Genomic DNA, 24,750 nt, shown 5'->3' on the forward strand with positions numbered 1-24,750 from the left:
AGCATGCAACGCGCTACCGCCAGGTACGGTGAGGCAGCGACAGAGAGCAGCGTAGGACAAATTCGCTTCCGGGTACGCAACAGAACGTTTTGCAACGCTTTATGGTCAACACTTGCAAATCTCACACGCCGCTGACGCTAATTCACGGCGCTATGCATCAGCATCAAAGGCTGTAGTTTGAAAAGCAGGTGTTGCTCCCGTGTCCGTTTCCACTGTCGATCCAGCGTTTGCGCTGCACGTCCTGCCGCAGGGTGGCGAAGAGCACGATGCCACGCGTCCAACCAACGCCGACCGGCTTACCCGGCTGGCGGCCCGCTCCTGCGCCACGCCGATTGCCATCATGGTGGCGATGGAAAACGGGCAGCCGGCTTTCAGGTCGGGCACCGGCTTCGCTCCGCATGAGCGTGAAGGCCTGGTGACGCTCTGCGTCGCCACGCTGGAAAACCCGCCGCGCCAGCCGCTGATACCTGCCCGTTGTGCTCCCGGCATCAACTTTTACCGCGGTGTGCCGCTGGCCGGCGGCGACGGCGTTTTGCTGGGCGTACTGGCCGTCATGGACAGGGTTCCGCGGAACCTGGACGCAGCGCAAGAGGAAGACCAGGACACGCTTGCCGGATTGATCGCTGCGCAACTGAACCTGCAGCAGCATGCGCTGCGAACCGCAGGGGCAGAAGGACATGAGGAACCTGGGGACAGCGCAGCCGGTACGGCCGGCCAGCAGACCGAAGAAGACGCCCAGCGGCTGGCCACCCGCCTGGGCATCACGCTGGAAAGCATCACCGAGGGGTTTTACACGCTGGATCCGCAATGGCGCTTTACCTACCTCAACCGGGAAGGCGCGCGGCTGCTCCGCCGACCCAGCAAGGACCTGCTGGGCAAAAGCATCTGGAAGGAATTTCCGGGCGCCATCAACACCTCGTTTTCCGAGCAGGTCCGGGCCGCGGTTGCGGGCAACTACCAGGTGGAATTTGAAGCGCTCTATGCACCGCTGGACAAATGGTTCGAGATCCGCGCGTACCCGTTTCCGGACGGAGTCGCCATCTACTTTCGCGATATCAGCGAACGACGCAAGGCCAGGGAACAGCTCATGCTGCTGGAGACAAGCATCTCCCGCCTCAACGATATCGTGCTCATCACGGAAGCGGTACCTTCCGGAAAACCGGGCTTGCGCATCATCTTTGTCAACAACGCCTTCGAGCAACATACCGGTTATAGCCCGGAAGAGGCCCTCGGCCATTCGCCGCGCCTGCTGTGCGGGCCGTTAACCCAACGCAGCGAACTGGAGCGCATCAGCGCCGCCTTTCAGAAAGGCGAACCCGTCCAGGCCGAACTCATCACCTACAAGAAAAACGGCCGGCACTTCTGGATGGAAGTCGACATCGTGCCGGTCGCGGACGACGCCGGCGTTTTCTTTACCCATTGGGTTGCGGTGGGGCGCGACATCACGCGCCGCAAGGTGGCGGAGAGTGAAATCAAGCACCTGGCCTTCTACGACCCGCTGACGCAGCTGCCCAATCGCCAGCTGCTGATGGACAGGCTGCAAAAAGCACTCACCCACAATTACAGGCACCCGCGCGAAGCCGCGCTGATGTTCATCGACCTGGACAATTTCAAGACGCTCAACGACACCATGGGCCACCAGAAGGGAGACCTGTTGCTGCAACAGGTGGCCAAGCGCCTGGCGGCCTGCCTGGAGCAGCCCGACACGGTGGCACGGCTGGGCGGGGACGAGTTTGTGGTCATGCTGGAGGACCTGGGCCAGGATCCTCGCGAAGCGGCCGCAAAAGCTGAAGCGGTGGGCACGCGGATTCTTGCCGCGCTGAGCGAGCCCTACAGCCTGGCGGGCTACCAGCACTACAGCACCTGCAGCATCGGCATTACCTCGTTCAACCAGACCCTGGACAACATCGGGGACCTGCTCAAGCAGGCCGATCTGGCCATGTACCAGGCCAAGATGTCGGGGCGCAATACCATCTGCTTTTTCAACCCGGCGATGCAGGCCGCCGTCACCGCCAGCGCCGCGCTGCAGTCGGACTTGCGCCAGGGCCTGCGTGAAAAGCAGTTCCTCCTGTACTACCAGCCGCAGGTGGGGCGTGACGGGCGCATGACGGGCGTCGAGGCGCTGTTGCGCTGGCAGCACGGCGGGCGTGGCCTGGTACAGCCGTCCGAGTTCATTCCGGCGGCTGAGGAGGCCGGACTGATATTGCCGCTGGGCCAATGGGCGCTCGAGACAGCCTGCCGCCAGCTCGCAGCGTGGGCCCATCGTCCTGAAACCGCAGCCTTCAGCGTGGCCGTCAATGTGAGCGTGCGGCAATTCCGGCACCCGGAGTTCGTGGACCTTGTCATGGCTGCGCTCAAGGAGACGAAAGTCAGCCCGCACAAGCTCAAACTGGAGCTGACCGAAAGCCTGCTCGCCGAAAACATGGATGTCACCATCACAAAAATGGCCCGGCTCAAGAAGATGGGCGTGACCCTTTCCATTGACGATTTCGGCATGGGCTATTCCTCACTCTCATGCCTGAAGCGCTTGCCGCTGGACCAACTGAAAATCGACAAGTCTTTTGTGGAAGACATCCTGCGCGACCCTAACGACGCTGCCATCGCACGCACCATCATTGGCCTGGCGCAAAGCCTGGGGCTGGGCGTGGTGGCGGAAGGCGTTGAGACCGAAGCCCAGCGCGACTTTCTGTCGCGCCACGGTTGCGACTGCTACCAGGGCTATCTGTTCTGCAAGCCCCTGCCCATCGACGAGCTCGAAGCCTTCATCAAGACACTTCGGATTTAACGGTGACGGCAGGCAAAGGCGCGGCCTTGTGGTGTTCCAGCCGGAAGATCACCTCCTTGACGATGCCGTACATCACCGCGCGGTCGCGGCCAGGGTGGTCCGCGAAATGCACCGTCGTGGACCCGAGCGTCGCGCCCCCGGCGTCATAGCTCACCGTGATGCCGTAGGCCGTCATCAGCGGGCCACAGGCACGCCAGTCGCGCGTCCACTGCGGCAAAGCCTGATTGCTGTCCCAGAGGGTGCCTGCGCTTTCGTAGCATTCCTCGATGTGCGCATGGCCCAGCAGTTGCGCAAGGTGCCGCTCCTTGGCGATGCAACTGCGGAAATACTCCTGGTCGTTCATGCGCATGAAACACCTCTTTCGGACCCGGCGGGGCCCATGAGGCCATGGTAAATCCGAACCCGCACAAGTGCCACCCCTGCGGATATCCCGCGATGGGAGGGCCCGCCTCACACCTGAGACAATCAGGGCATGTTCGCACCCCTTCAAAACGACACCTTTTTGCGCGCCTGCCTGCGCCAGGCCACCACCCATACTCCCGTCTGGCTGATGCGCCAGGCCGGCCGCTATTTGCCCGAGTACCGCGCCACGCGCGCCCAGGCCGGCAGTTTCATGGGCCTGGCCACCAACACCGACTACGCCACTGAAGTCACGCTGCAGCCGCTGGAGCGTTACCCGCTGGATGCAGCCATCCTGTTCAGCGACATCCTGACCGTGCCCGATGCCATGGGCCTGGGCCTGTCGTTTGCGCTCGGTGAAGGCCCGCGCTTTGCCACGCCGGTGCGTGACGAAGCTGCGGTGGCCAAGCTGGAAGTGCCTGACATGAACAAGCTGCGCTATGTTTTTGACGCCGTCACGTCGATCCGCAAGGCGCTGAACGGCCGCGTGCCGCTGATCGGCTTTTCGGGCAGCCCCTGGACGCTGGCCTGCTACATGGTCGAAGGCGCAGGCTCCGACGACTACCGCCTGGTCAAGACCATGCTGTACCAGCGCCCGGACCTGATGCACAAAATGCTTGCCGTGAACGCCGACGCGGTTGCCTCCTACCTGAACGCACAGATCGAAGCCGGCGCCCAGGCCGTGATGATTTTTGACAGCTGGGGCGGCGTGCTGGCCGACGCAGCCTTCAAAACCTTCAGCCTGGCCTACACGGCCCGCGTGCTGGCCCAGCTCAAACGCGAGCACGAGGGCGTCAAGATCCCCCGCCTCGTCTTCACCAAAGGCGGCGGCCAGTGGCTCGAAGCCATGGCGCAGCTCGATTGCGAAGTGCTGGGACTGGACTGGACGGTCAACCTGGCCAGGGCGCGCGCGCTGGTCGGTGAAAACGGACCACATGCCAAAGCCTTGCAGGGCAACCTGGACCCCAACGTGCTGTTTGCCAACCCGACCCAGATAGAAGCCGAAGTGAAAAGCGTGCTGGACAGCTTTGGCAAGCCCCATATTGATGCCAGCAAGCCTGGACCGGCCCATATTTTCAACCTGGGGCATGGCATCAGCCAGCACACGCCCCCCGAAAGTGTGGAAGTGCTGGTGCGCGCAGTACACGCTCACTCTCGCAGCATGCGCGCCGCTGGTACCTAAACTTTCCGCCTACGTCCAGAAAAGGCCACTGGACGAATGATTTCAACCATGGCTAGCACAAAACCGGGCGATGGCGCCCGGACTTATGCACAAAATTCGTGTTGCGGTGCCGCAATGGTGAACGCAGGCGGCATGCTTCGCTATCAAAGCAATAGCGGACGTAAGTTGTTGATTTATATAGAGACTTTAAATTGCTTTTTTTCCGGGCAGTTTAAGAAAAGCCTTGATTTACAAGGCTTCGCGACGCGCCACGGCAAGCTATCAACAAAGTTATCCACAGAAAATCTGGAAATCTGTAAAGCGATGGTAAATCAAGGACTTAGCGCACTATCTGGATGTACTTCTCAAGAAGTAAACACATTTAGTTACTCCAAATGAGCTATTGGCTTCAAGTTGCCGTTGCCGCGCCCGCGCACAGTTCCATTGGCGGGCCACTGACCTACCAAAGCGAGTTGCCGCTTGCTGTGGGTGCCCTGGTGCGCGTGCCGCTGGGTAAACGCGAAGTCCTTGGGGTGGTGTGGGAAGTCGTACCTGACAGTGGAACGCTGCTGGAAATACAGACGCGTCATGTCACCGGTGTGCTGGAAGGGCTGCAGCCTCTTTCGGCGACCTGGCAAAAACTGGTGACGTTCACCGCCGCTTATTACCAGCGCTCCCTGGGCGAGGTGGCGCTGGCGGCATTGCCGCCGCAACTGCGCGACCTGAGCAATGTTCAGCTGGCGCGGCGGCTCAAGCGCCCGGTTGCGGACACCAGCGGCCCGCAGGACACCGCGGCTCTGATGCCGCTCAGTGCGCAGCAGGCTCTTGCCCTGGCTGAATTTGACAACGATACCCGGCCCGCGCTGCTGTTCGGCGCCACCGGCAGCGGCAAAACCGAGGTCTACCTGCGCGCCGCGGCCCGCGTGCTGGAGCAGGACCCCACAGCCCAGGTGCTGGTGATGGTGCCCGAGATCAACCTCACGCCCCAGCTGCAATCGCGCTTTGAAGCGCGTTTTGCCCACCTGGGCAAAGAGCGCGTGGTGGCCTTGCACAGCGGCCTGACCCCAGCCCAGCGCCTGAAAAGCTGGCTGGCGGCCCACGCCGGCCATGCGCGCCTGGTGCTGGGCACGCGCATGGCGGTGTTTGCCTCCATGCCGAATCTGCGCCTGCTGGTGGTCGATGAGGAACACGACCCAAGCTACAAGCAACAAGAGGGCGCACGCTATTCCGCCCGCGACCTGGCGGTCTACCGCGCCAAGATAGAGACCGAGGACGCCACGCATGACCATGGTCCTTGCAGGGTGCTGCTCGGTTCGGCCACGCCATCATTGGAGAGTTGGCAGGCGACACTGGCGGGCCGCTACCAACGCCTCACGATGAGTGAACGTATCGGTGACGTGGCCCCCACGCTTTTCGCTTCGCGTAATGCGCTGCCCCCCGAGGGGGCCAATTTTCCTAGGGGCGGCCCGTCGGAAAATTCCTCAGCGACGAGCTCTTCAGGAGGCCTGCCCACAGTTCGGCGCGTGGACATGAACCACCAGCCCAAGCACTGCGTGATTGCGCCGCCGCTGCTGGATGCCATCGCGCAGCGCGTAGCCCGTGGCGAGCAGTCGTTGATCTTTTTAAACCGGCGCGGCTATGCGCCTGTGCTGGCCTGCCACGACTGCGGCTGGAAAAGCGAGTGCCCGCACTGCAGCGCCTACCGCGTTTTTCACAAGATAGACCGCACCCTGCGTTGCCATCACTGCGGCTTCACCGAACGTGTGCCGCGCGCCTGCCCGAGCTGCGGCAACATCGACATCGCGCCCGTAGGACGCGGCACCGAACGGCTGGAAGAACATTTGGCCGAATTACTGGCCGGCGTGAAGCGGCCAGACGGCGAGCCGCCGCGCATTGCCCGTATCGACGCTGACACGACGCGGCTCAAAGGGGCGCTCGAATCGCAGCTGGCCAGCGTGCATGCGGGCGAGGTCGACGTGTTGGTCGGCACGCAGATGATCGCCAAGGGCCACGACTTTCGCCACATCACGCTGGTGGCGGCCATCAACCCTGACGGGGCGCTGTTCTCCAGCGACTTCCGTGCGCCCGAGCGCCTCTTCAGCCTCTTGATGCAAGCGGGAGGCCGTGCAGGCCGTGATGCCCGGCACAGCGAAGCCAGCGAGATGTGGGTGCAGACTTTTCATCCCGCCCATCCGCTTTTTGAAGCACTGAAAAAGCACGACTATCCGGGTTTTGCGACGCAGCAGTTGGCCGAGCGCGAAGCGGCGGGCATGTCGCCCTTCGGTTTTTCAGCGCTGGTGCGCGCCGAGGCGCGTGCGCAGGATGTGGCACAAGGATTTCTGAACGCAGCAGCGGCCCAGGCCGAGGCGCAACAGCTCACGGGCAACGGGCAGGTCACTGCATATCCGGCCGTGCCGATGACGATACAGCGTGTGGCCAATATCGAGCGCGCGCAGATGCTGGTCGAAAGTCCGTCACGCGCGGCGCTGCAACGCTTCCTCGCAGCCTGGCAGCCCACGCTGTTTGAAACGCGCCAGCAGGCAGAATTTAAAAGCCTGATCCGCTGGGCGATTGATGTGGACCCGATTGCGATTTGATGGATGGTGGGCGGTTCGTTGGGCGGCGATTCAGTCCTTGCCTGTCCAAGGTGGGAGTTCGCCGCCGAACTCCTTGACAGACCGTTCGTTGAACTCGTCTCGCTCACGAATCTTCGAGCGCACGAAGGCGACAGCCTCTTCTGGCGACATGATTTGAACCAAGTTGCCGAGCTTGTGACGATTACCAAGGATGCCTCCCGGCTGAGTCTTTGAAGCTCCGTCGGCCGTGACCAAGATGGCATGGTACTTGGCAGCTTCGCACACGATGCGGATGTCGTTGCGCTGATTCTCATCCTTAGGTCCCTGTGGGAACAGAGCGGTCTGAACCTTCTCAAACAGCGGATCGTTCTCCGGAACCGGAGGTGTTGCGGTGTAGATCTGCTCGTTGGCTTTCTTGACGCGGAGCGGATCTCCATCCGCCTGTGCCTCGTCGTGGGCGACAGAGGAGATGTTGATCAGAATTACCTCGTCTGCGTACCACCGTTCGAGTAGATTTACCGCACCAAGCTTTTGCCGAGCATTGATGAGGTTCGTGTCGATTTGGAGTACAGGGATGTATAGCATGCGACGTTCCATTCTCTGCTTCCTCATTCCGCGCCTAACGTCGAAGTTGACCGGCATGCAGCGGCATTGCGCCACGAGGCGTCGGGGGAAGCGTGCACCTCGCGGCGCAATGCCGCTGCGTGTCCGTGTCGAACGACCTGTTAAGTCTCATCTGCTCACCTTTATGGCGCGTACCGCGCTTCGGATTGATTCGGCACTGGAGGGCATAGCTCCGCACTCAAGCACCAGCTTGTGAAACTCGTCGGATGCGTCATGCGGTTCGAGACGTTCCGAACGGACTACCGCTCGCGCCTTCGGGATCAGATCAAGAACATCTCCCCCAGTCAAGTAACCTGAGAAGCGCGCAGCTTCTTTGAACTCCGCGATAACCGCAGCAGGAAGATTTGGTCCGCACACAAAGTACTCGAGATACTTCATGAAGTGGGGATGCGCCAGGATCTCTGGTCCAGAGGTCCCGTTCTTCTCGAATATGTCCTGGCGGGACTTGCCACGGCCACCGGGATTCCGCTCCGGGTCGGTAAAGTACAAGCGCCGAACTTCGGAAACCGCGCCGCGCTTCAGCAAAGTTTCGGTTAAAGCGACCATCGGCATGATCGATGCGCGAAAGTCCTCATGCACCCTGGAGTGGAAGTGAATTTGAGCGAACAGCTCTTGCTCTCGACTCGTCAGCTCAATGTCGGGCGACCGCATGGTGAGACCTAACTTAATGTACGCCGCAAAATACGACGACCTAACTTGATAACTTCAATCTCGGAAGCATCAGGCATATGACTTTGACCTCTCACGTAATGTATGACGCGAAATGCGACAGGACAAGCTGGCGAATCTAACCGCAAAAACCAAGGGACACGTCCTCTCGATTGAAGAGATTGGGCGTTTGCTCACTGGAGGGCCGGCGATTGAGCGACCGCATTGACGATGAGGCCTGTGCAGCCAGACTGCGTGCATGCGTACCAGCGGTTTTCAGTGAAGCTGCAGCCCCCGTCCAGGCTATCTTTGACAAACAAGCAGTCGATGAATTGGCATTCAGTGAAGCTGCAACCTGCAAATGAGGCGCCGCGAAAGATGCATTTTCTGAATTTGACATTCACAAATGTGGCGGTATTGAACAAGCTCCAATACCACTCCGATTCTTCGACGACGCAGCCCACGAGAACGCCGCTGAAACCGCTACCTTCTATATCAAGCTTGCTGAAGTTGCAGTATTTGAACGACCCCTCGTCCCAGCCTTTGGGCAGGGAGTCTTGGTCAAAGTCAGTGCTCTCAACGTAGAGTGTCATGGAAAATCTGGCAGAAGTGGATTTGAGTGAAGCGCCTGACGTAATGTATGCCGCAAAAGGCTGTGGCATGAACGGGCGCCGAGTTCAGGCGGCTGCGCGCCGTTGCTCCTGCCGCGCTGGGAAGGTCTCTCCCTCCGTCACTTGCCGCCAGTCCTCCTGCCCCATCCAGTCGCGCAGCGCCACCGCACCTTTAGGTGTGATCTCCAGCGCGCGCATACCCTGTCGGCGCAAGAGCCAGCCGCGCTCCAGGCTGTGGTTGCAGATCAGCGTGCCGAGTTGCCCGGCGACATGAAAGCGGCGCTCGCTCCAGTCAAGGCACGGGCGGCAGTAAGGCCGTTTGGTGTTGATGCTGGTGGGCGAGGTTGACAGCTCAATGCCCAGCCGCGCCAGCACGGCGCCGGCCTTGGCGGTGACGTGGCCGGCCTCGCCGTCAAAGGTGATGGCGCCATCGGCCAGCAGGTGATGGGCGATGGCTACGCCGAGGCGGCCGGCGATGTGGTCGTAGCAGCTGCGGGCCATACGCATGGCGGCGTCTTTGGGGCCGGGCACTACGGCGCGGCGTGGCGCGGGGGCATTTTGGGAGGCCAGTTGCGTGATGCCTTCGAGCACACGTGCCACTTCCACCGAGGCGAGGCGGTGATAACGGTGCCGGCCGTGTTGCTCTACGCACAGCAAGCCGCCTTCGACCATCAGGGCCAGGTGTCGGCTGGCGGTTTGTGGTGAGACATTGCCGACCCCGGCCAGCTCATGGGCAGTGAGGGAGCGGCCGTCGAGCAGCTCCATCAGCATGGCGGTGCGGGCCGGCTCGCCGACCAGCGAGGCGATGTGGGCGATTTGGTTGGTGTTCATCATGATGTTTGACGTCTTGTAGGGTCAACCTTAGCAGCATCGCGCCGCCCATGCTTCGCTCTGTGACGAAGCATCAAGGCAGGGCTTCGCCGCACCATGAAGGCCATGCAGCAACCGCTGCCTTCTCACAAGGAGAACCTCATGGAACTGCCAATGACCCCAACTCTGCGACCCCAAGCGCCACGCGCGTTTTACGGAACCACCGTGGTGCGGGCCGCCTTTGTGCTCGCCATCTTTGGCTGGGGCGTGGGCTTTTACAGCCCGGCGATTTTTCTGCATGCGGTGATCGCGCGCACCGGCTGGGCGCTGCCGTTGGTGTCGGCGGCCGTGACGTTTCACTTCCTCTTTGGCGCGGGCGTGGTGGCCTGCTTGCCGCGTATTCATGCCCGGCTGGGCGTTGCAGCCACTACCGCCGCAGGCTGCGCAGCGCTGGCGGTCGGCCTGCTGGGTTGGGCCTTGGCTGCACAGCCGTGGCAACTGTTTATGGCCGCCATGTTGACGGGCGGCGGCTGGGTCACCATGGGCGCGGCAGGCATCAACGCCATCATCTCGCCCTGGTTTGTGCGCGGCCGGCCCATGGCACTGGCCAAGGCCTATAACGGCGCCAGCCTGGGCGGCGTGATTTTCTCGCCGCTGTGGGGCGCTTTGATTGTGGCGATGGGCTTTGCCGCCGCCACCATGCTGGTGGGTGGCGCCATGCTGGCCATCGTGGCGTGCCTTTGCTTTTACGTGATCGCGAAGACGCCTGAGCGCATGGGCCAGCAGCCTGATGGTGACGCGCCAGGCACGCCAGCACGCAGCATCACCTCGGCGCACGCCAAGCCGCTGCCGGGCCGCCTGCTGTGGCGCGACCGCAGTTTTCGCACGCTGGCTGCGGCGATGGCGCTCAGCCTGTTTGCGCAGGCGGGCCTGATCACGCATTTGTATTCGCTGCTGGTGTCGGCACTCAGCACCCAGGGCGCAGGCCTGGCGATGGCGCTGGCCACGGCCTGCGCCATCGGTGGCCGAACAGTGGTTGGCAAATTCATGCCTGCCGATGCCGACCGACGCGTCGTCGCCAGCGTGAGCTACGCGGTGCAGATCGCGGGCTCACTGCTGCTAGCTTGCGCGGCGGAACACCAAACGGCGCTGATCCTGCTGGGCGTGGTGCTGTTTGGTGTCGGCATCGGCAACGCGACCTCGCTGCCGCCGCTGGTGGCGCAGGTGGAGTTCGTCAAGGAAGATGTTCCGCGTGTGGTGGCGCTGATCGTGGCGATGTCGCAGGGCCTGTGGGCGCTGGCGCCTGCTACGTTTGCGCTGCTGCTGGTGACGGCCAACGGAAGCCCGGCGCATCTGGGTGCGGGCACAGGCCTTTACTTTGGCGCGACGGTGTTACTGCAGCTGGCCGCCATCGCCTGCATGCTGGGCGGCCGCAAGCCGGCAGCCTGAGCGCCTCAGGAAGGGCGCGGCGTGGCGTCGGGCTTGCAGGCTTCAGCGCGCGCCAGCAGCAGTTCGCGCTCACGCAGGTTGCGCGTGAGCGAGGCGGCGCGTTCGAACTCCGCATGGGCCTCTTCGATTCGGCCGAGCTTGAACAAAAAGTCGGCGCGTACGCTGGGCAGCAGGTGGTAGTTTTTCATCAAGGGCTCGGCCAGCAGCGCATCGGCCACCTCCAGCCCCGTCGCCGGGCCAAAGGCCATGGCCAGCGCCACGGCGCGATTGAGCTCCACCACCGGCGAGGGCATGAGCTGCGCCAGCGCATCGTAAAGCGCGGCAATGCGCTGCCAGTCGGTGTCCGCACCGGTGGGCGCACGCGCATGGCAAGCGGCGATCGCGGCCTGTAACGCATACGGCCCCAGCGCGCCGCCTAACGCCTCAGCGCGTGCCAATGCGGCAAAGCCGCGGCGGATCAGGATATGGTCCCAGCTCGCACGGTTTTGTTCCAGCAGCAAGATGGGCTCACCCGACGGCCCGGTGCGCGCCTTGGCGCGCGAGGCCTGGATTTCCATCAGCGCCACCAGGCCATGAACCTCAGGCTCCTGCGTCGCGAGTTCGGCCAGCACACGCCCCAGCCGCAAGGCCTGGTCACACAGCGCGGGCCGCATCCAGTCGCCGCCCGACGTGGCTGAATAGCCTTCATTGAAGATCAGGTAGATGACTTCAAGCACCGAAGCCAGCCGGGCTTCGCGCTCGGCAGGGCCGGGCACCTCAAAGGGCACCCGCGCCTCGGCCAGGGTGCGCTTGGCGCGCACGATGCGCTGGGCCACGGTGGGTTCGGGCACGAGGAAGGCGCGCGCGATTTCGTCGGTGCTGAGACCGCCCAGCAGCCGCAGCGTGAGCGCGATGCGCGCCTCAGTCGACAGCACCGGGTGGCAGGCGGTGAAGATCAGGCGCAGCAGGTCGTCACCATAGGCGTCATCGCCCTCGTCCCCGGAGCCGGGCTCGTCTACATCGGCGAAGGCCATTTCCTGCTCCAGCTCAAGTTCATGGCCCAGCTCTTCATGCTTGAGCGCGAGCAGCTTGCGCCGCCGCAGGTAGTCGATGGCGCGGTGCTTGGCGACGGCCATGAGCCAGGCGCCCGGATTGTCCGGAACACCGGTCTTCGGCCAGCGCTCAAGCGCCGTGACCAAGGCGTCCTGCGCGATCTCTTCGGCCAGGCCCACCTCTTGCACCATGCGTGCAACCTTGGCGATGACCTTGGCCGATTCGATGCGCCAGACGGCGTCGATGGCACGGTGGGTTTCATGCGACGCCATGCGGCTTCAGGCGCCCTTGCCTTTGCTGGTACTTTTGCTTTTCCCGCTGGGGGCCTGCTGCATCTCGACGAAGCCGGCGGCGGCTTCCTGCACGTCGGGCGGGAAGTCCGACATCTCCTGCACCTGGCGCACTTCGATGATTTCGTTCTCGCCGCCCGGGCAGCGCGTTGCCCACTTGATGGCTTCCTCGCGCGAGGCCACGTTGATCATCCAGTAGCCGCCCAGTACCTCACGGGCTTCGGCAAAGGGGCCGTCGCTGACATGGGCCTTGCCGCCCGGAAAGCTCACGCGCGCGCCCATGGAGGGCGGGTGCAGGCCGTCCAGCGCGAGCAACACGCCGGCTTTTTGCAGTGCTTCGTTGTATTTCATCATCGCGGCGACGGCGTCGGCGCTGGGCATGGTGCCTGCGTCGGCAGTTTCGTAGCCCTTGGGGATCATCAGCATCATGAATCGCATTTGAATACTCCTTGAGTGTGGGGCGGGTGAGCCGGGCTTACTTTTCTGCAGCAGCCTTCAGGTCGGCCAGGCCGGCTTCGAAATCCTTGCCCACCATCTTGTCCATATCGAAGAAGACATGCATGACCCTGGCCATCAGGGGCGCGGGGCCGGCCATATCCCAGCTGACCAAGCTGCCACCGGCTTGCGGCTGGAGAGTGAACACCACCTTGTTGTGGGCTTCGAAAGGTTTGCTGAAGTTCAGGTCTATCTTGACCAGGGAAGACGGTACGGACTCGGTGATCAGCATGTCACCCGTGCCGACTTCCTTGCTTTCCCAGGCGTAGGCAGAACCTTTGCCGGTGGCCGGGCCGCTGAAGCTGCGCTTCATGGCGGCGTCCTTCTTCTCCCAGGGCGACCAGGCGGCCCACTGTTTGTAGTCGTTGATCAGCGGAAAGATTTTTTCGGGTGGCGCCTGGATGGTGGTCTGGCGCTGGACGCGGAAGGTGTCGGGCTTGTTGGAGGCCAGTATCAGCACGGCCACGATAAACACCACAATGGCGACGGCTGCAATGATGGCGATGGTCTTGAACATGTTCTATTCCCTTAAGTTGGTGTTCGTTCACTTCGATGAATGGGCGAGCGCCGGGTTTATCGGGCCTCTCCGGCCCCAAAAAAACGTCTGCTCACTGGTACGACGAACGAAAAATGCGAAATCGACACGCCCGGTGAAAAAAATTTCAAATATTTTTGACCGAAGCCCTGAACGTTAGGCCGGGGCGAAATCTGCCGCCTCATATAGCAACCGGATCTCGACCTCAACCTCTTCCGTATCGCGAAACGGAAAGGGGTAACTCAGCGCCCAGTCCACCGCAGCCTGCAGCGAACGCGCCCGGATGATCCAGAAGCCGGCCAGCAACTCCTTGGCTTCGGCGAACGGCCCGTCCATCACGCTGGGTTTGCCTCGGGTGAACTTCATGCGGGAGGCGCTGGCGCTGGGCTTGAGCCCTTCACCCATGAGTAGCACGCCAGCCTTGACGGCATCGTCGTTGTGTTGGGCCATGCGCCCCAGCCACTGGTTGTCGGGCACGATGCCGGCTTCGGCGCGGTCATTGGCCTTGAGCAAAATCATGAAGCGGCGGAACCCCTCGGGCAGCGGCGGCGCGCCTTCCCCGGCGACGCCGCGCAGGCCGCCGGGGCAGCCACCCTCGCGGATTTCCAGCGAGGTATTGCCATCCGCATCCTCTTGAGGCCAGCGCTTGAGCCATTCCAGTGCGTCATCCCTGGAAGCCGCCTCAATCATGGTGAAACCGGCGATCAGCTCTTTGGCTTCGGTGAAGGGGCCATCGATGACCGTGGGCTTGCCACCGGAAAACCGGATGAGCGCGCCCTTTGAGCTTGCCTGCAGGCCCTCGCCGCCCAGCAGCATGCCGGCCTTGGCGAGTTCTTCGTTGTAGGCGCCCATGGCGGCCAGCAGTGCGGGGCTGGGCAGCTCGCCGGCTTCAGTGCTCGCGTCGGATTTGCGCAGGATCATGTATTGCATGCGTGGAATCTCCTTGGAACCCGGTTTTTACCTCAAACACGGGCCCGGCAGCCGGACGCCCGTTTTCAGGACTTTTCGCCGGACTGCGCCTCCACCTGCCGGCGCAGGCGTTCTTCGGCTTCGCGAAGCTCGGGCGTGAATTCCGCGCCAAAGTCTTCAGCCGAAAACACCTGGCGGATTTCAATTTCGGCCTCGCTCTCAGGTGGCAACGGGCAGCGCTTGACCCATTCAATGGCCTCTTCTTTGGACGAGACCTGCAGCATCCAGAAACCGGCGACCAGTTCTTTGGTTTCGGGAAAAGGCCCGTCGATGACGGTGCGCTTGCTGCCGGAAAATCTGACGCGCGCGCCTTTGGAACTGGGATGCAGCCCCTCGCCCGCCAGCATGACGCCGGCCTTGACCAGCGATTCGTTGAACTTGCCCATGTCGGCCAGCAGTTGTTCACTGGGCATTTCACCGGCTTCGCTGTGTTTGTCGGCTTTGATGAGAACCATGAATTTCATTTCGGACTCCTTGAAGTTGCGTTAGTTGCGTTGGGAGCGGAGAGCCCGGACAACCCAGGCAGAAAAATCCTGCTCTTACCGGTACGACGAACAGAAAGAGCGGAATCGACAGCGCGGGGCCATCTTTTTTCAGGTTTTTTTGTAACGACAGCCGAAAAGGCCTGGTACCTGGCTCAGGTCAGCAGGGTCACTGCTGCCGAAAAGCTGAAAAAGGCCAGCACCGTCGACAACAGGATGATGCGCGCGATGCGGCCGTTGTCCGCACCGAAACGCTCGGCCAGCAACGCCACATTGCTGGCGCTGGGCAGCGCCGCCACCAGCACGATGACGGTCAAAGCAAAAGGCTGCAAAGGCACGCCCACTGCGATGGCGCCCAGCCCGACGAGGCCCACCAGTACCGGGTGCACCACCAGTTTGATGAGAGCAACCGGCACATACTCCTTCAGGGGTGTGGCTGCCGTGCTGTTCATCTGCGAACGCGCCAGCACCGCGCCAATGGTGAACAGCGCTACCGGCGAGGCCGCATCGGCCAGCAGCCCGACGGTCTGCATCACCGGCGCGGGCAACATCACACCCAAGCCGGACGACAGCGCGCCCAGCACGATGGCCCACGGCATGGGATTGAGCGCCACGCCCTTGAGCGCATTCTGCGCGGCGACCTCGGCGCCATGAATGTCGGCCGAGTCCAGCCGCGACAGCGCGATGCACAGCGAGCTTGTCACCAGCAAATCAACCAGGATGGTGACGATGGCCGGTCCGGCGGCCTGCGCACCCAACAGCGCCACCAGCAGGGGCACACCCATGAAGCCGGTGTTGGGGAAGGCCGCCACCAGCGCGCCAAAAGACGCATCGTTCCATGCAATGCGGCCCTTGCGCGTGAGCATCACGGTGAAAGCCACCATCAACAGAGCACACACTAAATAGACGGCCACCAGGCTCGCGTCCAGCAGCTGCGCAATCGGCGTGCCGGCGCCAAAGCGGTACAGCATGCAGGGCAGTGCGAAATACAGCACGAAGGTATTGAGGCCAGGAATGGCCAGCTGCGGGAGCAGGCCCCGGCGCGCAGCAAGGTAGCCGCACAGCACCAGGGCAAAAAAAGGAAAGGTGACGAAAAGAATGCTGAGCACGGCGCTGATTGTCGCCCACGCCCTTGCATACGGGTGCGTAGCACGGCCCCGCCAGCACGCCGATTGAGCATAAAAAATAGCTGCGACGCAGGCAGTGCCTGCGCAAGCAGCTATATTTTTAATAGCAAAAAGTGGCTGGCCAGCTGGCCCGCGTCAGGTGATCCCGATCTGAACCTGCCGGCCTGCCGCCGAACGCATGGAACTCGCCCGGCAGCGTTGCCCTTTAAAAGCTGTGCGCGATACCCGCGTAAACGGTTCTTTGCCCCTGGTTGACCGCCGGATTTCCCGAAATCCCCCCGTCCACCCCGAAGTTGGCACCACTGGAGTTGCTGACGCTACCGAATGACGCGTACAGCAGCGTGCGCTTGGACATGTTGTAGTCCGCACCCACCATGCCCAGCGTGGCCTTGCCGGCCACCCGGTCAGATTTGACGTGGAAGACCGAACCGATCAGCGTGAGCGCCGGGGTCACATCGTAGCGAACGCCAACCCAGGCATGCTTGAGCTTGGACGCGGCGGTGAGGGCCGCGTCGGGTGCGGTGATGTAGTCGTAGGCTGCATAGAGCTTGGCCGGGCCGAACTTGTAAGTGCCGCCTATGATGGTTTCCTTGGAGGTGCTGAAAACATCCGTGAAGGTGGCGGTAGCATTACGGCGCTGGGAATAGATGGCGCGCAGCATCAGGTCCTGGTTCGCATAGGTCATCGATATGCCTTCGCCGCGGTTGGCCTTGCTGTTTCCAGCCTGTTCGCCAAACGAGATTTGCCCGGTGGCGCTGAAGCCGCCCATATCAGGCGTTGAATACTCGACCACGTTGCTGGCACCGGGCCAGCTGCGGCCCCTGACCAGGGTGGCGCTGCCCACCCACTGTTGGCCAGTCGGGTCCAGGTCCCACACGTCGTTGCTGATGAACAGGTTCTTGCCAAGACGGAAGCTGCCCCAGCTGGCGTTGGACAGACCGACATAGGCGCGGCGGTTGAACAATGCCGAGCCGACCGAGCCGTTTTTCAGTTCAAACCCGCTTTCGAGAAGGAAGTTGGCCGCCAGCCCGCCGCCCAGGTCTTCCTTGCCCTTCATGCCCCACATGCTGGTGCCCCACTGGTTGCTGGCCACCATGGCTTTGGAGAAGCTGGCATTGGCCACCGGGTCATACACATTGTCAATATAGGCCAGGCCGGATACGGCACGTCCGTACAAGGTGACGCTGGACTGGGCCGAGGCCAACTGCGGCGCCAGCACGGCCGCGCAGGCCACGCCGAGGTACACACTACGGAAAGCAGCTTTCATGATTTGTCTCTCTTTGCTATGGTTAGGTTGAGTCAGTTAAAAAGTCCGGATATGCCCATTCGCCGGCATGGCTGCCCAGAGCGAACCCGGTTCGGGCGGGGAAAATCTGCGGCGAGCTTCATCGCGCTTTTCAGGGCTCGGTAGCTGGCAACGCCGCATGGCGTTTTGGCCGTATGGATGTCTGTTCATGACGGTCAGCCGACAGGTAAGGCGCGGTCCAGATGCACATAGCCGCCATCGGGATGAATCCACTGGCCCGTCGTGTGCGAGGCGCGATCGGACAGCAGGAACACCACCGTGTCGGCAATTTCGCGGTCGGTCGTCATGCGCTGGCCGAGGGGAATCCGGGCCGTGATGTCGGCCAGCGCCGCTGCGGGGTCGGCAAAGGTCTTGAGCCACGTTTCATAGAGCGGTGTCATGACTTCGGCCGGCAGCACCGCATTGACCCGCACGCCATGCGGCGCCAGCGCGGCAGCCCATTCGCGTGTAAGCCCCAGCTGGGCCGCCTTGGCCGCGACATAGCCGCTGGTGTTGCCCTGCCCGGTGAGCGCCGTCTTGGAGGAAATGTTGACGATGGCGCCGCGCCTGGCCTTGAGCTGGTCCAGGCACAGGTGCGCCATCAGGTAGTAATGCATCAGGTTGGACTGCAGCGAGCGCTTGAAGGCCTCGGGGCCGGCCTCCAGGCCGACGCTGTCGTTGACGCCGGCGTTGTTGACCAGCGCATCAATGCCGCCGAATTCGGCCACGGCGCCCTGCACCGCGGTCCGGCAGGCCGATTCGCTTTCAAGGTCGAGCTGGAAAAACCCGTGGCGTGCACCGAGATCCCGCAAGGCCGCGGAAAATTCCGGCAACAAGGGGCTGCGGCCGAAGATCACCGGCACGGCGCCTTCGCGTGCCAGCTGCAGGCTGATGGCCCCGCCAATTCCGGCGCCCCCGCCGGTGACAATGACAATCTTGTTTTGAAGGTGCAAATTCATCAAGGGCTCCGGTGTCAGATGTTGGTTATGGTCAGGCTCAGCCGAGGGTGTGTAGCGGCCATCAGCCCTTGAAGGCGTACTGCGCCAGCGATTCGCGCTTCATCTCAATCGAATAACCTGGCCGCTGCGGCGGCATGTAGGCGGCATGGCGAATCACGCAGGGGTCCACGAAATGCTCGTGCAGGTGGTCCACGTATTCGATCACCCGGCCTTCCTTGGTACCGGCGATGCAGAGGTAATCGATCATCGACAGGTGCTGCACGTATTCGCACAGGCCGACGCCGCCGGCATGCGGACAAACCTTGAGCCCATATTTGGCCGCCATCAACATCACGGCCAGCACCTCGTTGACCCCGCCCAGGCGGCAGGCGTCGATCTGCACCACGTCAATGGCGCCCTGCATGATGAGCTGCTTGAACATGACGCGGTTCTGGCACATCTCGCCTGTGGCGACCTGCATGTCGCCCTTCACCGCCTCGCGGATGCGGCGGTGACCCTCAATGTCGTCGGGGCTGGTCGGCTCCTCGATGAACCAGGGCTTGGCAAAGCCCAGGTGGCCCAGCCACTCAATCGCCTCGTTGACATCCCACACCTGGTTAGCATCAATCATCAGGGTGCGGTCGGGGCCGAGTACCTCGCGGGCGACGCGCACCCGCCGGATGTCGTCCTGCAGGTCGCGGCCCACCTTGAGCTTGATGTGCGAAAAGCCGGCGTCCACCGCCTCCTGGGCCAGGCGCCTGAGCTTTTCGTCGTCATAGCCCAGCCAGCCGGCGGAAGTGGTGTAGCAAGCGTAGCCTTCCTGCTCGAGCGTCTTCAGGCGCGCGTCCTTGCCGGCGGCCTGGCGCGTCAACAGTGCCAGCGCTTCGGCCGGCGTGATGCAGTCGGTGATGTAGCGGAAGTCGATCAGCCTGACGATCTCTTCCGGGCTCATGCGGGCCACCAGCTTCCACACCGGCAGGCCCTCCTGCTTGGCCCACAGATCCCACACGGCATTGACCACCGCGGCTGTCGCCAGGTGGATCGCGCCCTTGTCGGGGCCGATCCATCGCAGCTGGCTGTCCGAGGTGATGTAACGCCAGAAGCGGCCCATGTCTTCGGTCACCCAGTCCATGTCGAGGCCGACCACCAGGTGGCGCATGGCTTCTATGGCGGCGCAGCAGACTTCATTGCCACGGCCGATGGTGAAAGTCAGGCCATGGCCTTCAAGCCCCGGCTCGCCGGTTTCCAGCACCACATAGGCCGCCGAATAGTCCGGGTCCGGATTCATCGCGTCCGAGCCGTCGAGATGCCGCGACGTGGGAAAGCGCACATCGACGACACGCATGGATTGGATAGTGCTCATGAATGATTGCCTGGGGATTGCTGTTTGCCTGGTGAAGAAGCGCTTCAGCGCGTGGCCCTGAGGCCGCCGCACCCATCAGTCATACAGAACCGCAGCGATCTTGGGATCGTTGATGGTGGTCTTGTCGTAGTAGTAAAAGCCGGTATCGATGATCTTGGGGAGCTTTTCGCCCTTGAGGGACTTGACCGCCGCCTCCACCGTCTTGTAGCCAATGCCGACCGGGTTCTGGGTGATGGCGCCGGCCATCGAGCCATCCATGATGGCGGCCTTTTGCTGCTTGCCGGAGTCGTAGCCGATGATCACCACCTTGCGCTTCATTTCCCTGGCGCCGTTCAGCGCGCCGATGGCCGAGCCTTCGTTCGCGCCGAAAATTCCCTTCAGGTTGGGGTTGGCCTGCAGGATGGACTTGGTGATCTCGGTCGATTTGAGCTGGTCGCCGCCGCCGTACTGCACGCTGACGATCTTGATGTTGGGATAGGTTGACTTGATACGGTTGACAAATCCGTCGGTGCGATCGATGCCGGTGCGGCTGGTCTGGTCATGCACCACCAGGGCGACATCGCCGCTTTTACCGATCAGCTCGGCCATCTTGTCGGCAGCGAGGGCGGCGGCGGCCACGTTGTTGGTGGTGGTCGTGGTTACCGGAATATCGCTGTCCACGCCCGAGTCAAAGGCGATGACCGGGATCTTGGCGGCCTGGGCTTTTTTCAGCAGCGGGATCGACGCCTTGCTGTCCAGCGCGGCAAAGCCGATGGCCGACGGCTTTTTGGCCAGCGCCGCCGCGAACATGTCGATCTGCTTGTCCACCATGCTCTCGCTCTCGGGGCCTTCGAAGGTCACCTTGACCTTGTAGTCCTTGCCGGCCTGCTCGGCGCCGGCCTTGACGGCTTGCCAGAACTGGTGCTGAAAGCCCTTGGAGATCATTGGAATGTAGATCTCGTCGGCGGCCAGCGCCGTCGTGCTCAAGGTGGAAGCCAGGCCAAGGCCCAGCGCAAGGCTCAAAAGTGTTCGTTTCAAAATCATGGTCATCTCCGGATCGTTATGGGTGTTGCAATGAAATATCAGAAATCAAACGTTGGCAGGGCCTGGGGTTTGGGTTTCTCCTTCGTAAGAACTGCACGCAGGCGGATAGCGGCTGAAACCGCACTTGCTTTCATTTACTTGCGCTTTCGCAAAATATCGGCATACACCGCCACGATGATGATCAGGCCCGTCACCACCGTCTGCCACTCCTGGGCCACCGACATGATGCGCAGCCCGTTGGTCAGCACACTCATGATGAAGGCGCCGATGATGGTGCCCAGGATCGTGCCCGCCCCACCGCTCAACGAGGTACCTCCGATCACGACGGCGGCAATCGCGTCCAGCTCATAACCCTGGCCCAGCGCCGGCTGCGCGGAATTCAGGCGCGAGGCGATGAGCAGCCCGGCCACGCCGCAAATCGCGCCGCTGAGCGTGTAGACAATGATCTTCCAGCGGTCCACATTCACGCCCGACAGGCGTACCGCCTCTTCGTTGCTGCCCAGCGCGAAGGTGTAGGTCCCCAGCACCGTCTTGTTCAGGATCAGGCTGGATACCACCGCCACCACAAACAGGATCAGCACCGCATTGGGGATGGGCAGATCGGGCAGGAAATAACCGATCAACGACTCCTGGGAAATGACCGAGAACTCCGGCGTGTCGTTGAAATAGATTGGCTTGGATTGGGTGATGACCAGCGACAGGCCTTTGAGCATGAGCATCATGCCCAGCGTGGCAATGAAAGGCGGGATCTTCAGCTTGGCAATCAGCACGCCCGAGGTGAAGCCAGAGAACGCACCGAAGAAAATGGCGGCCAGCACGCCCAGGTAGAAGGGCAGGCCCCAATAGGTCAGCACCACCCCGGCCATGACGGCGCAAAAGGTCATCAAGGTGCCCACCGACAGGTCGATGCCCGAGGTGATGATGACAAAGGTGCAGGCGATGGCCAGCACGCCGTTAACCGCAGTGGCCTGCAAAATGCCCACCATGTTGTCGGTCTGCATGAAACTGGACGAGGCCATGCTGAAGAAAATCAGCAACCCCAGCAAGCTGGCAAATGCCAACAGCTTTTGACGGGTGTTGCTGCTAAAAGCTGCAGTTTTGAAACCTTGCAGCAACTTGGAGACGGTCATGGATGGTGGTTCCGGTATTCTTAGAAGGCAGCAGCGGCAACCGTGCCGGAAACGGTAGCCGTGGCTTCGCGCTGGGTGGCGAGCTGCATGATTTTTTCCTGGGTCGCGTCCCGTGCCGCCAGCTCGCCGGTGATGCGGCCCTCGCACATCACCACGATGCGGTGGCTCAGCCGCAGCACCTCGGGCAGTTCGGAGGAGATCATCACGATGGCACGGCCCTGCGCCGCCAGCGCATTGAGCAGCTTGTAGATTTCACTCTTGGCGCCCACGTCAATGCCGCGCGTAGGCTCGTCAAAAAACAGGATCTCGCAGTCGCGCACCAGCCATTTGGCGACGACGATTTTTTGCTGGTTACCCCCCGACAGCAGCGCCACTTTCTGCAGCGGGCTTGGGGTCTTGATGCCCAGTTGCGCGATCAGCTTCGCAGCCGTGTCCTGTATGGCCGCGGGCTTGAGAAGAAACCCGAAGCTCAAGAACCGCCGCAAGCTCGACAGCACAATGTTGGTCTGCACATCCATGCCGGTGGCCAGACCGAAGTGCTTGCGGTCTTCCGACAGGTAGCCGATGCCGTGCTCAACCGCGTCGGCCGGGCTATGCACCCCGATCTGGCGGCCCCTGACCCAGATCTCTCCCGAATCCCTTTTGTCGGCGCCGAACACGGCACGCGCCACTTCGGTTCGGCCCGCGCCCATCAGGCCGGCAAACCCGAGGATTTCGCCCTTGCGCACGGTGAAGCTGACATCCTTGATCGTACGGCCGCGATTGAGCCCGCGCACCTCCAGCACGGTCTCCCGGCCCTGACCGGTTGCCGGCGGCCTCTCGTCTTCAAGCAGCGCGCGCCCGACCATCATGCCGATGATGGTGTCCATGCTGGTGGTGGCAGTCGGCACGGTGCCGATGTACTGGCCGTCGCGCATCACTGTCACGCGGTCCGAGATGCGCTTGAGCTCGTCCATCTTGTGCGAGATGTACACGATGCCGACGCCGTGGCGCTTGAGCTGGCCGATGATGCGGAACAAGTCGTCGATTTCCGCATTGTTCAGCGCGGCAGTGGGCTCGTCCATGATCAGCACGCGCGAGTCGAACGACAGCGCCTTGGCGATCTCCACCATCTGCTGGCGCGCCACCGTCAGGTCGCAGACCAGCGTGTGCGGTTCCAGGTTCAGGTTCAGGCGGTCAAATATCGCTTTCGTGTCACGGGCCATCTTCTCGGTATCGATGAACAGCCCCAGCCGCCCGAGCGGCTCGCGTCCGATGAAGATGTTCTGCGCCACGCTCAGATGGCTCATCAGGTTGAGTTCCTGGTGGATGATGCCGATGCCCAGCGCCTGCGCAGCGCGCGGGCTGGCAATCTCGACCGCCTGACCGTCGATGCTGATCTCGCCCGCATCCTTCTGGTAGACCCCGGCCAGTATCTTCATCAGGGTCGATTTCCCGGCGCCGTTCTCGCCCATCAGCGCATGCACCTCGCCTGCGGCAACCTCAAGCCGGGCGTTGTGCAACGCGCGCACTCCCGGAAAGGATTTGCACAGGTTGCTGATGCTCACAAGAGGTGTCATGGGCGGTTCCGGACAGGCGCGGTGCTCGCTCAGATCGGCGCGATGTCGTTGACCGTGGCCAGACGGCCCGTCGACCGGCCCGGAGTGCGCCCAAACCAGGCGCTGCCGCAACGCCCGGAATCACCCGGGGCCAGGCAAACCGGTGTACGGGCCTGGCCGACGCCTTGGGCGGCCGCGCAGATCGATACTGTTTTTCCTTCCAAACTTCCTGGGTGCATGACAAAAACCTTTTTGCGTTGACGGAACCGTTCAATGAGGCGAAGGCACCAAAATCAGGAAACTTATTGTTACAAATGGTTCATTGATGAACAATCTATTCACTTATGGATTGAAGCGGTGTGAATCATAGAAATTTGCTCATCTTTCCAAGCCCCGGACTTTCCCTAGGTCAAGATTTAATTTATTGATGAACATTAAGTGCAAAAGTAAATAAATCTAAAACAATGAAGGCGAAAGTCTTCGCGAGCGCCGCGTGCCATATCAAGAGCGCTGCGTTACATATCAAAATTGCAATGCCTTTGACCTCACCCACCCTGCCGCCATGACACAAAAATATTCCGTTCTCCCGACGAATGACCAGAACACGAACGACGCCGTCGTCACCGCATCCCCGCCTCTTGCCGACGACCGCTACCGGGCACCGGCGCTTGACAAGGGCCTGGACATCCTTGAGTTGCTGGCTCGCCAGCCGCAGGGCCTGACGCGCGCGGAGATCGTCAAGGAAATGGACCGCAACGCGAGCGAGATCTACCGCATGCTGGAGCGGTTGGTGGCACGGCAATATGTCATGCGCTCGCTCTCGGGCGACCGCTACTCGCTGAGCCTGAAACTCTTCACGCTGGCGCACATGCATCCACCGCTCAACCGGCTGGTGACCCAGGCCATTCCCATCATGGAGGCCTTTGCGCACAAGGCTGAGCAGGCCTGCCACATGGGCGTCTATGACCAGGGCAACGTGCTGATCACCGCACAGGTCAACGGCCCCGGCACCTGGAGCATGACGATCCGCGTGGGCGTGCATGTCGGGCTGGTCGATACCGCCTCGGGCCGGGTGTTGCTGGCTTTCGCGGATGCCAGCCAGACTCAGCAAATGCTGGCCCAGCACACCGCACTCGAAGGCGAAGTGCCGATCGGGTCCGATGCATTGGCTGCCGCCCTCGGTGTCATCCGGGAGCAAGGCTATTTCGAGCGCGACAGTCTGCAGTCTTTCGGCGTGGCCGATATTTCCTGCCCCATCTTCGGGCCCGACCACAGCGCCCTGGCCGCGTTGACCTGCCCTTACGTGCGGCGCATAGACCGCCACGTCGGCCCCGACCAGAAAACCGTGCGCCTGCTGCTGCAGCAGGCAGCCCAGGCACTGTCGTTGACGCAGGGTGGGTTCGCCCCGGCGAGCCGGAACGCATGAAGCCGCGCCTGCTCCTATGCTATTGATTCGATAGCTGCCAGCGCAGACCAGCA

Annotated in this window: 23 protein-coding genes; 6 read left to right on the forward strand and 17 right to left on the reverse strand. The window is 62.2% G+C overall.

Annotated features, from left to right (window positions below; genetic code table 11):
* The first annotated feature begins 199 nt into the window (after positions 1 to 199).
* Positions 200 to 2,785, forward strand: coding sequence for a putative bifunctional diguanylate cyclase/phosphodiesterase (locus AC1DU8_RS19110; RefSeq protein WP_457282690.1), 2,586 nt, complete (start codon positions 200 to 202; stop codon positions 2,783 to 2,785).
* Here the strand turns inward: AC1DU8_RS19110 and AC1DU8_RS19115 are convergent.
* Positions 2,766 to 3,134, reverse strand: coding sequence for an aminoacyl-tRNA synthetase (locus AC1DU8_RS19115; protein WP_457282689.1), 369 nt, complete (start codon positions 3,132 to 3,134; stop codon positions 2,766 to 2,768). The genes AC1DU8_RS19110 and AC1DU8_RS19115 overlap by 20 nt on opposite strands.
* A gap of 123 nt (positions 3,135 to 3,257) precedes the next feature.
* Here AC1DU8_RS19115 and hemE point away from each other — a divergent pair, with 123 nt between their 5' ends.
* From hemE to priA, 3 genes are read left to right on the forward strand one after another with little or no spacing between them, the layout of a single operon-like run.
* Positions 3,258 to 4,367 (forward strand): uroporphyrinogen decarboxylase, encoded by a 1,110-nt coding sequence (gene hemE / locus AC1DU8_RS19120; RefSeq protein ID WP_457282688.1) that lies wholly within the window; start codon positions 3,258 to 3,260, stop codon positions 4,365 to 4,367.
* A 36-nt stretch (positions 4,368 to 4,403) separates the two neighbouring features.
* Complete coding sequence (locus AC1DU8_RS19125) at positions 4,404 to 4,745, forward strand: hypothetical protein (RefSeq protein ID WP_457282687.1); 342 nt, start codon at positions 4,404 to 4,406, stop codon at positions 4,743 to 4,745.
* Positions 4,742 to 6,943 carry a replication restart helicase PriA gene (priA, locus tag AC1DU8_RS19130; RefSeq protein ID WP_477689813.1) on the forward strand — a complete coding sequence of 734 codons (2,202 nt, stop codon included), beginning with the start codon at positions 4,742 to 4,744 and terminating at the stop codon, positions 6,941 to 6,943. The genes AC1DU8_RS19125 and priA overlap by 4 nt, the downstream gene beginning before the upstream one ends.
* Before the next feature lie 30 nt (positions 6,944 to 6,973).
* On the opposite strand, the gene AC1DU8_RS19135 is transcribed toward priA, so the two are convergent.
* The 4 genes from AC1DU8_RS19135 to AC1DU8_RS19150 form a co-directional block, all read right to left on the reverse strand.
* Positions 6,974 to 7,519, reverse strand: coding sequence for a hypothetical protein (locus AC1DU8_RS19135; protein ID WP_457282685.1), 546 nt, complete (start codon positions 7,517 to 7,519; stop codon positions 6,974 to 6,976).
* Positions 7,520 to 7,654: 135 nt separating this feature from the next.
* Positions 7,655 to 8,197: a hypothetical protein gene (locus tag AC1DU8_RS19140; protein ID WP_477689812.1), complete on the reverse strand. Its 543-nt coding sequence runs from the start codon at positions 8,195 to 8,197 to the stop codon at positions 7,655 to 7,657.
* 191 nt (positions 8,198 to 8,388) lie between these two features.
* Positions 8,389 to 8,787, reverse strand: coding sequence for a pentapeptide repeat-containing protein (locus tag AC1DU8_RS19145; RefSeq protein WP_457282683.1), 399 nt, complete (start codon positions 8,785 to 8,787; stop codon positions 8,389 to 8,391).
* Between the two features lie 84 nt (positions 8,788 to 8,871).
* The gene (locus AC1DU8_RS19150; protein ID WP_477666970.1) at positions 8,872 to 9,636 is read right to left on the reverse strand and encodes an ArsR/SmtB family transcription factor; all 765 of its coding nucleotides are present in this window, start codon (positions 9,634 to 9,636) and stop codon (positions 8,872 to 8,874) included.
* 141 nt (positions 9,637 to 9,777) lie between these two features.
* Between AC1DU8_RS19150 and AC1DU8_RS19155 the strand changes: the two genes are divergently transcribed.
* Positions 9,778 to 11,064: an MFS transporter gene (locus tag AC1DU8_RS19155; RefSeq protein ID WP_477727157.1), complete on the forward strand. Its 1,287-nt coding sequence runs from the start codon at positions 9,778 to 9,780 to the stop codon at positions 11,062 to 11,064.
* 5 nt (positions 11,065 to 11,069) lie between these two features.
* Here the strand turns inward: AC1DU8_RS19155 and AC1DU8_RS19160 are convergent, their stop codons facing one another.
* From AC1DU8_RS19160 to AC1DU8_RS19215, 12 genes are all read right to left on the reverse strand, one after another.
* Positions 11,070 to 12,368 (reverse strand): RNA polymerase sigma factor, encoded by a 1,299-nt coding sequence (locus AC1DU8_RS19160; RefSeq protein WP_477727158.1) that lies wholly within the window; start codon positions 12,366 to 12,368, stop codon positions 11,070 to 11,072.
* Between the two features lie 6 nt (positions 12,369 to 12,374).
* Positions 12,375 to 12,824, reverse strand: a complete 450-nt coding sequence (locus AC1DU8_RS19165) for a YciI family protein (protein WP_457282680.1) — start codon at positions 12,822 to 12,824, stop codon at positions 12,375 to 12,377.
* Positions 12,825 to 12,861: 37 nt separating this feature from the next.
* On the reverse strand, positions 12,862 to 13,398 hold the full coding sequence (locus AC1DU8_RS19170) for an SRPBCC family protein (protein WP_457282679.1): 537 nt from the start codon (positions 13,396 to 13,398) through the stop codon (positions 12,862 to 12,864).
* A gap of 174 nt (positions 13,399 to 13,572) precedes the next feature.
* On the reverse strand, positions 13,573 to 14,346 hold the full coding sequence (locus AC1DU8_RS19175) for a YciI family protein (protein WP_457282678.1): 774 nt from the start codon (positions 14,344 to 14,346) through the stop codon (positions 13,573 to 13,575).
* A 65-nt stretch (positions 14,347 to 14,411) separates the two neighbouring features.
* Positions 14,412 to 14,849 carry a YciI family protein gene (locus AC1DU8_RS19180; RefSeq protein WP_457282677.1) on the reverse strand — a complete coding sequence of 146 codons (438 nt, stop codon included), beginning with the start codon at positions 14,847 to 14,849 and terminating at the stop codon, positions 14,412 to 14,414.
* Positions 14,850 to 15,022: 173 nt separating this feature from the next.
* Positions 15,023 to 15,976 (reverse strand): AEC family transporter, encoded by a 954-nt coding sequence (locus AC1DU8_RS19185; protein WP_457282676.1) that lies wholly within the window; start codon positions 15,974 to 15,976, stop codon positions 15,023 to 15,025.
* Between the two features lie 223 nt (positions 15,977 to 16,199).
* Entirely contained in the window at positions 16,200 to 17,261 is a 1,062-nt protein-coding gene (locus tag AC1DU8_RS19190) for a porin (RefSeq protein WP_457282675.1), read from the reverse strand.
* Positions 17,262 to 17,455: 194 nt separating this feature from the next.
* On the reverse strand, positions 17,456 to 18,238 hold the full coding sequence (locus AC1DU8_RS19195) for an L-fucose dehydrogenase (RefSeq protein ID WP_457282674.1): 783 nt from the start codon (positions 18,236 to 18,238) through the stop codon (positions 17,456 to 17,458).
* Positions 18,239 to 18,299: 61 nt separating this feature from the next.
* Positions 18,300 to 19,580 carry an L-fuconate dehydratase gene (locus AC1DU8_RS19200; protein ID WP_457282673.1) on the reverse strand — a complete coding sequence of 427 codons (1,281 nt, stop codon included), beginning with the start codon at positions 19,578 to 19,580 and terminating at the stop codon, positions 18,300 to 18,302.
* A gap of 75 nt (positions 19,581 to 19,655) precedes the next feature.
* Complete coding sequence (locus AC1DU8_RS19205; protein WP_457282704.1) at positions 19,656 to 20,600, reverse strand: ABC transporter substrate-binding protein; 945 nt, start codon at positions 20,598 to 20,600, stop codon at positions 19,656 to 19,658.
* Between the two features lie 137 nt (positions 20,601 to 20,737).
* Entirely contained in the window at positions 20,738 to 21,733 is a 996-nt protein-coding gene (locus AC1DU8_RS19210; RefSeq protein ID WP_457282672.1) for an ABC transporter permease, read from the reverse strand.
* Between the two features lie 20 nt (positions 21,734 to 21,753).
* A complete protein-coding gene (locus tag AC1DU8_RS19215; RefSeq protein WP_457282671.1) occupies positions 21,754 to 23,292 on the reverse strand; it encodes a sugar ABC transporter ATP-binding protein in 1,539 nt (512 codons plus the stop codon).
* 541 nt (positions 23,293 to 23,833) lie between these two features.
* Here AC1DU8_RS19215 and AC1DU8_RS19220 point away from each other — a divergent pair.
* The gene (locus AC1DU8_RS19220; protein WP_477689808.1) at positions 23,834 to 24,697 is read left to right on the forward strand and encodes an IclR family transcriptional regulator; all 864 of its coding nucleotides are present in this window, start codon (positions 23,834 to 23,836) and stop codon (positions 24,695 to 24,697) included.
* Positions 24,698 to 24,750: the final 53 nt, after the last annotated feature.

This window comes from Polaromonas sp. P3_A5 (genome assembly GCF_056403055.1).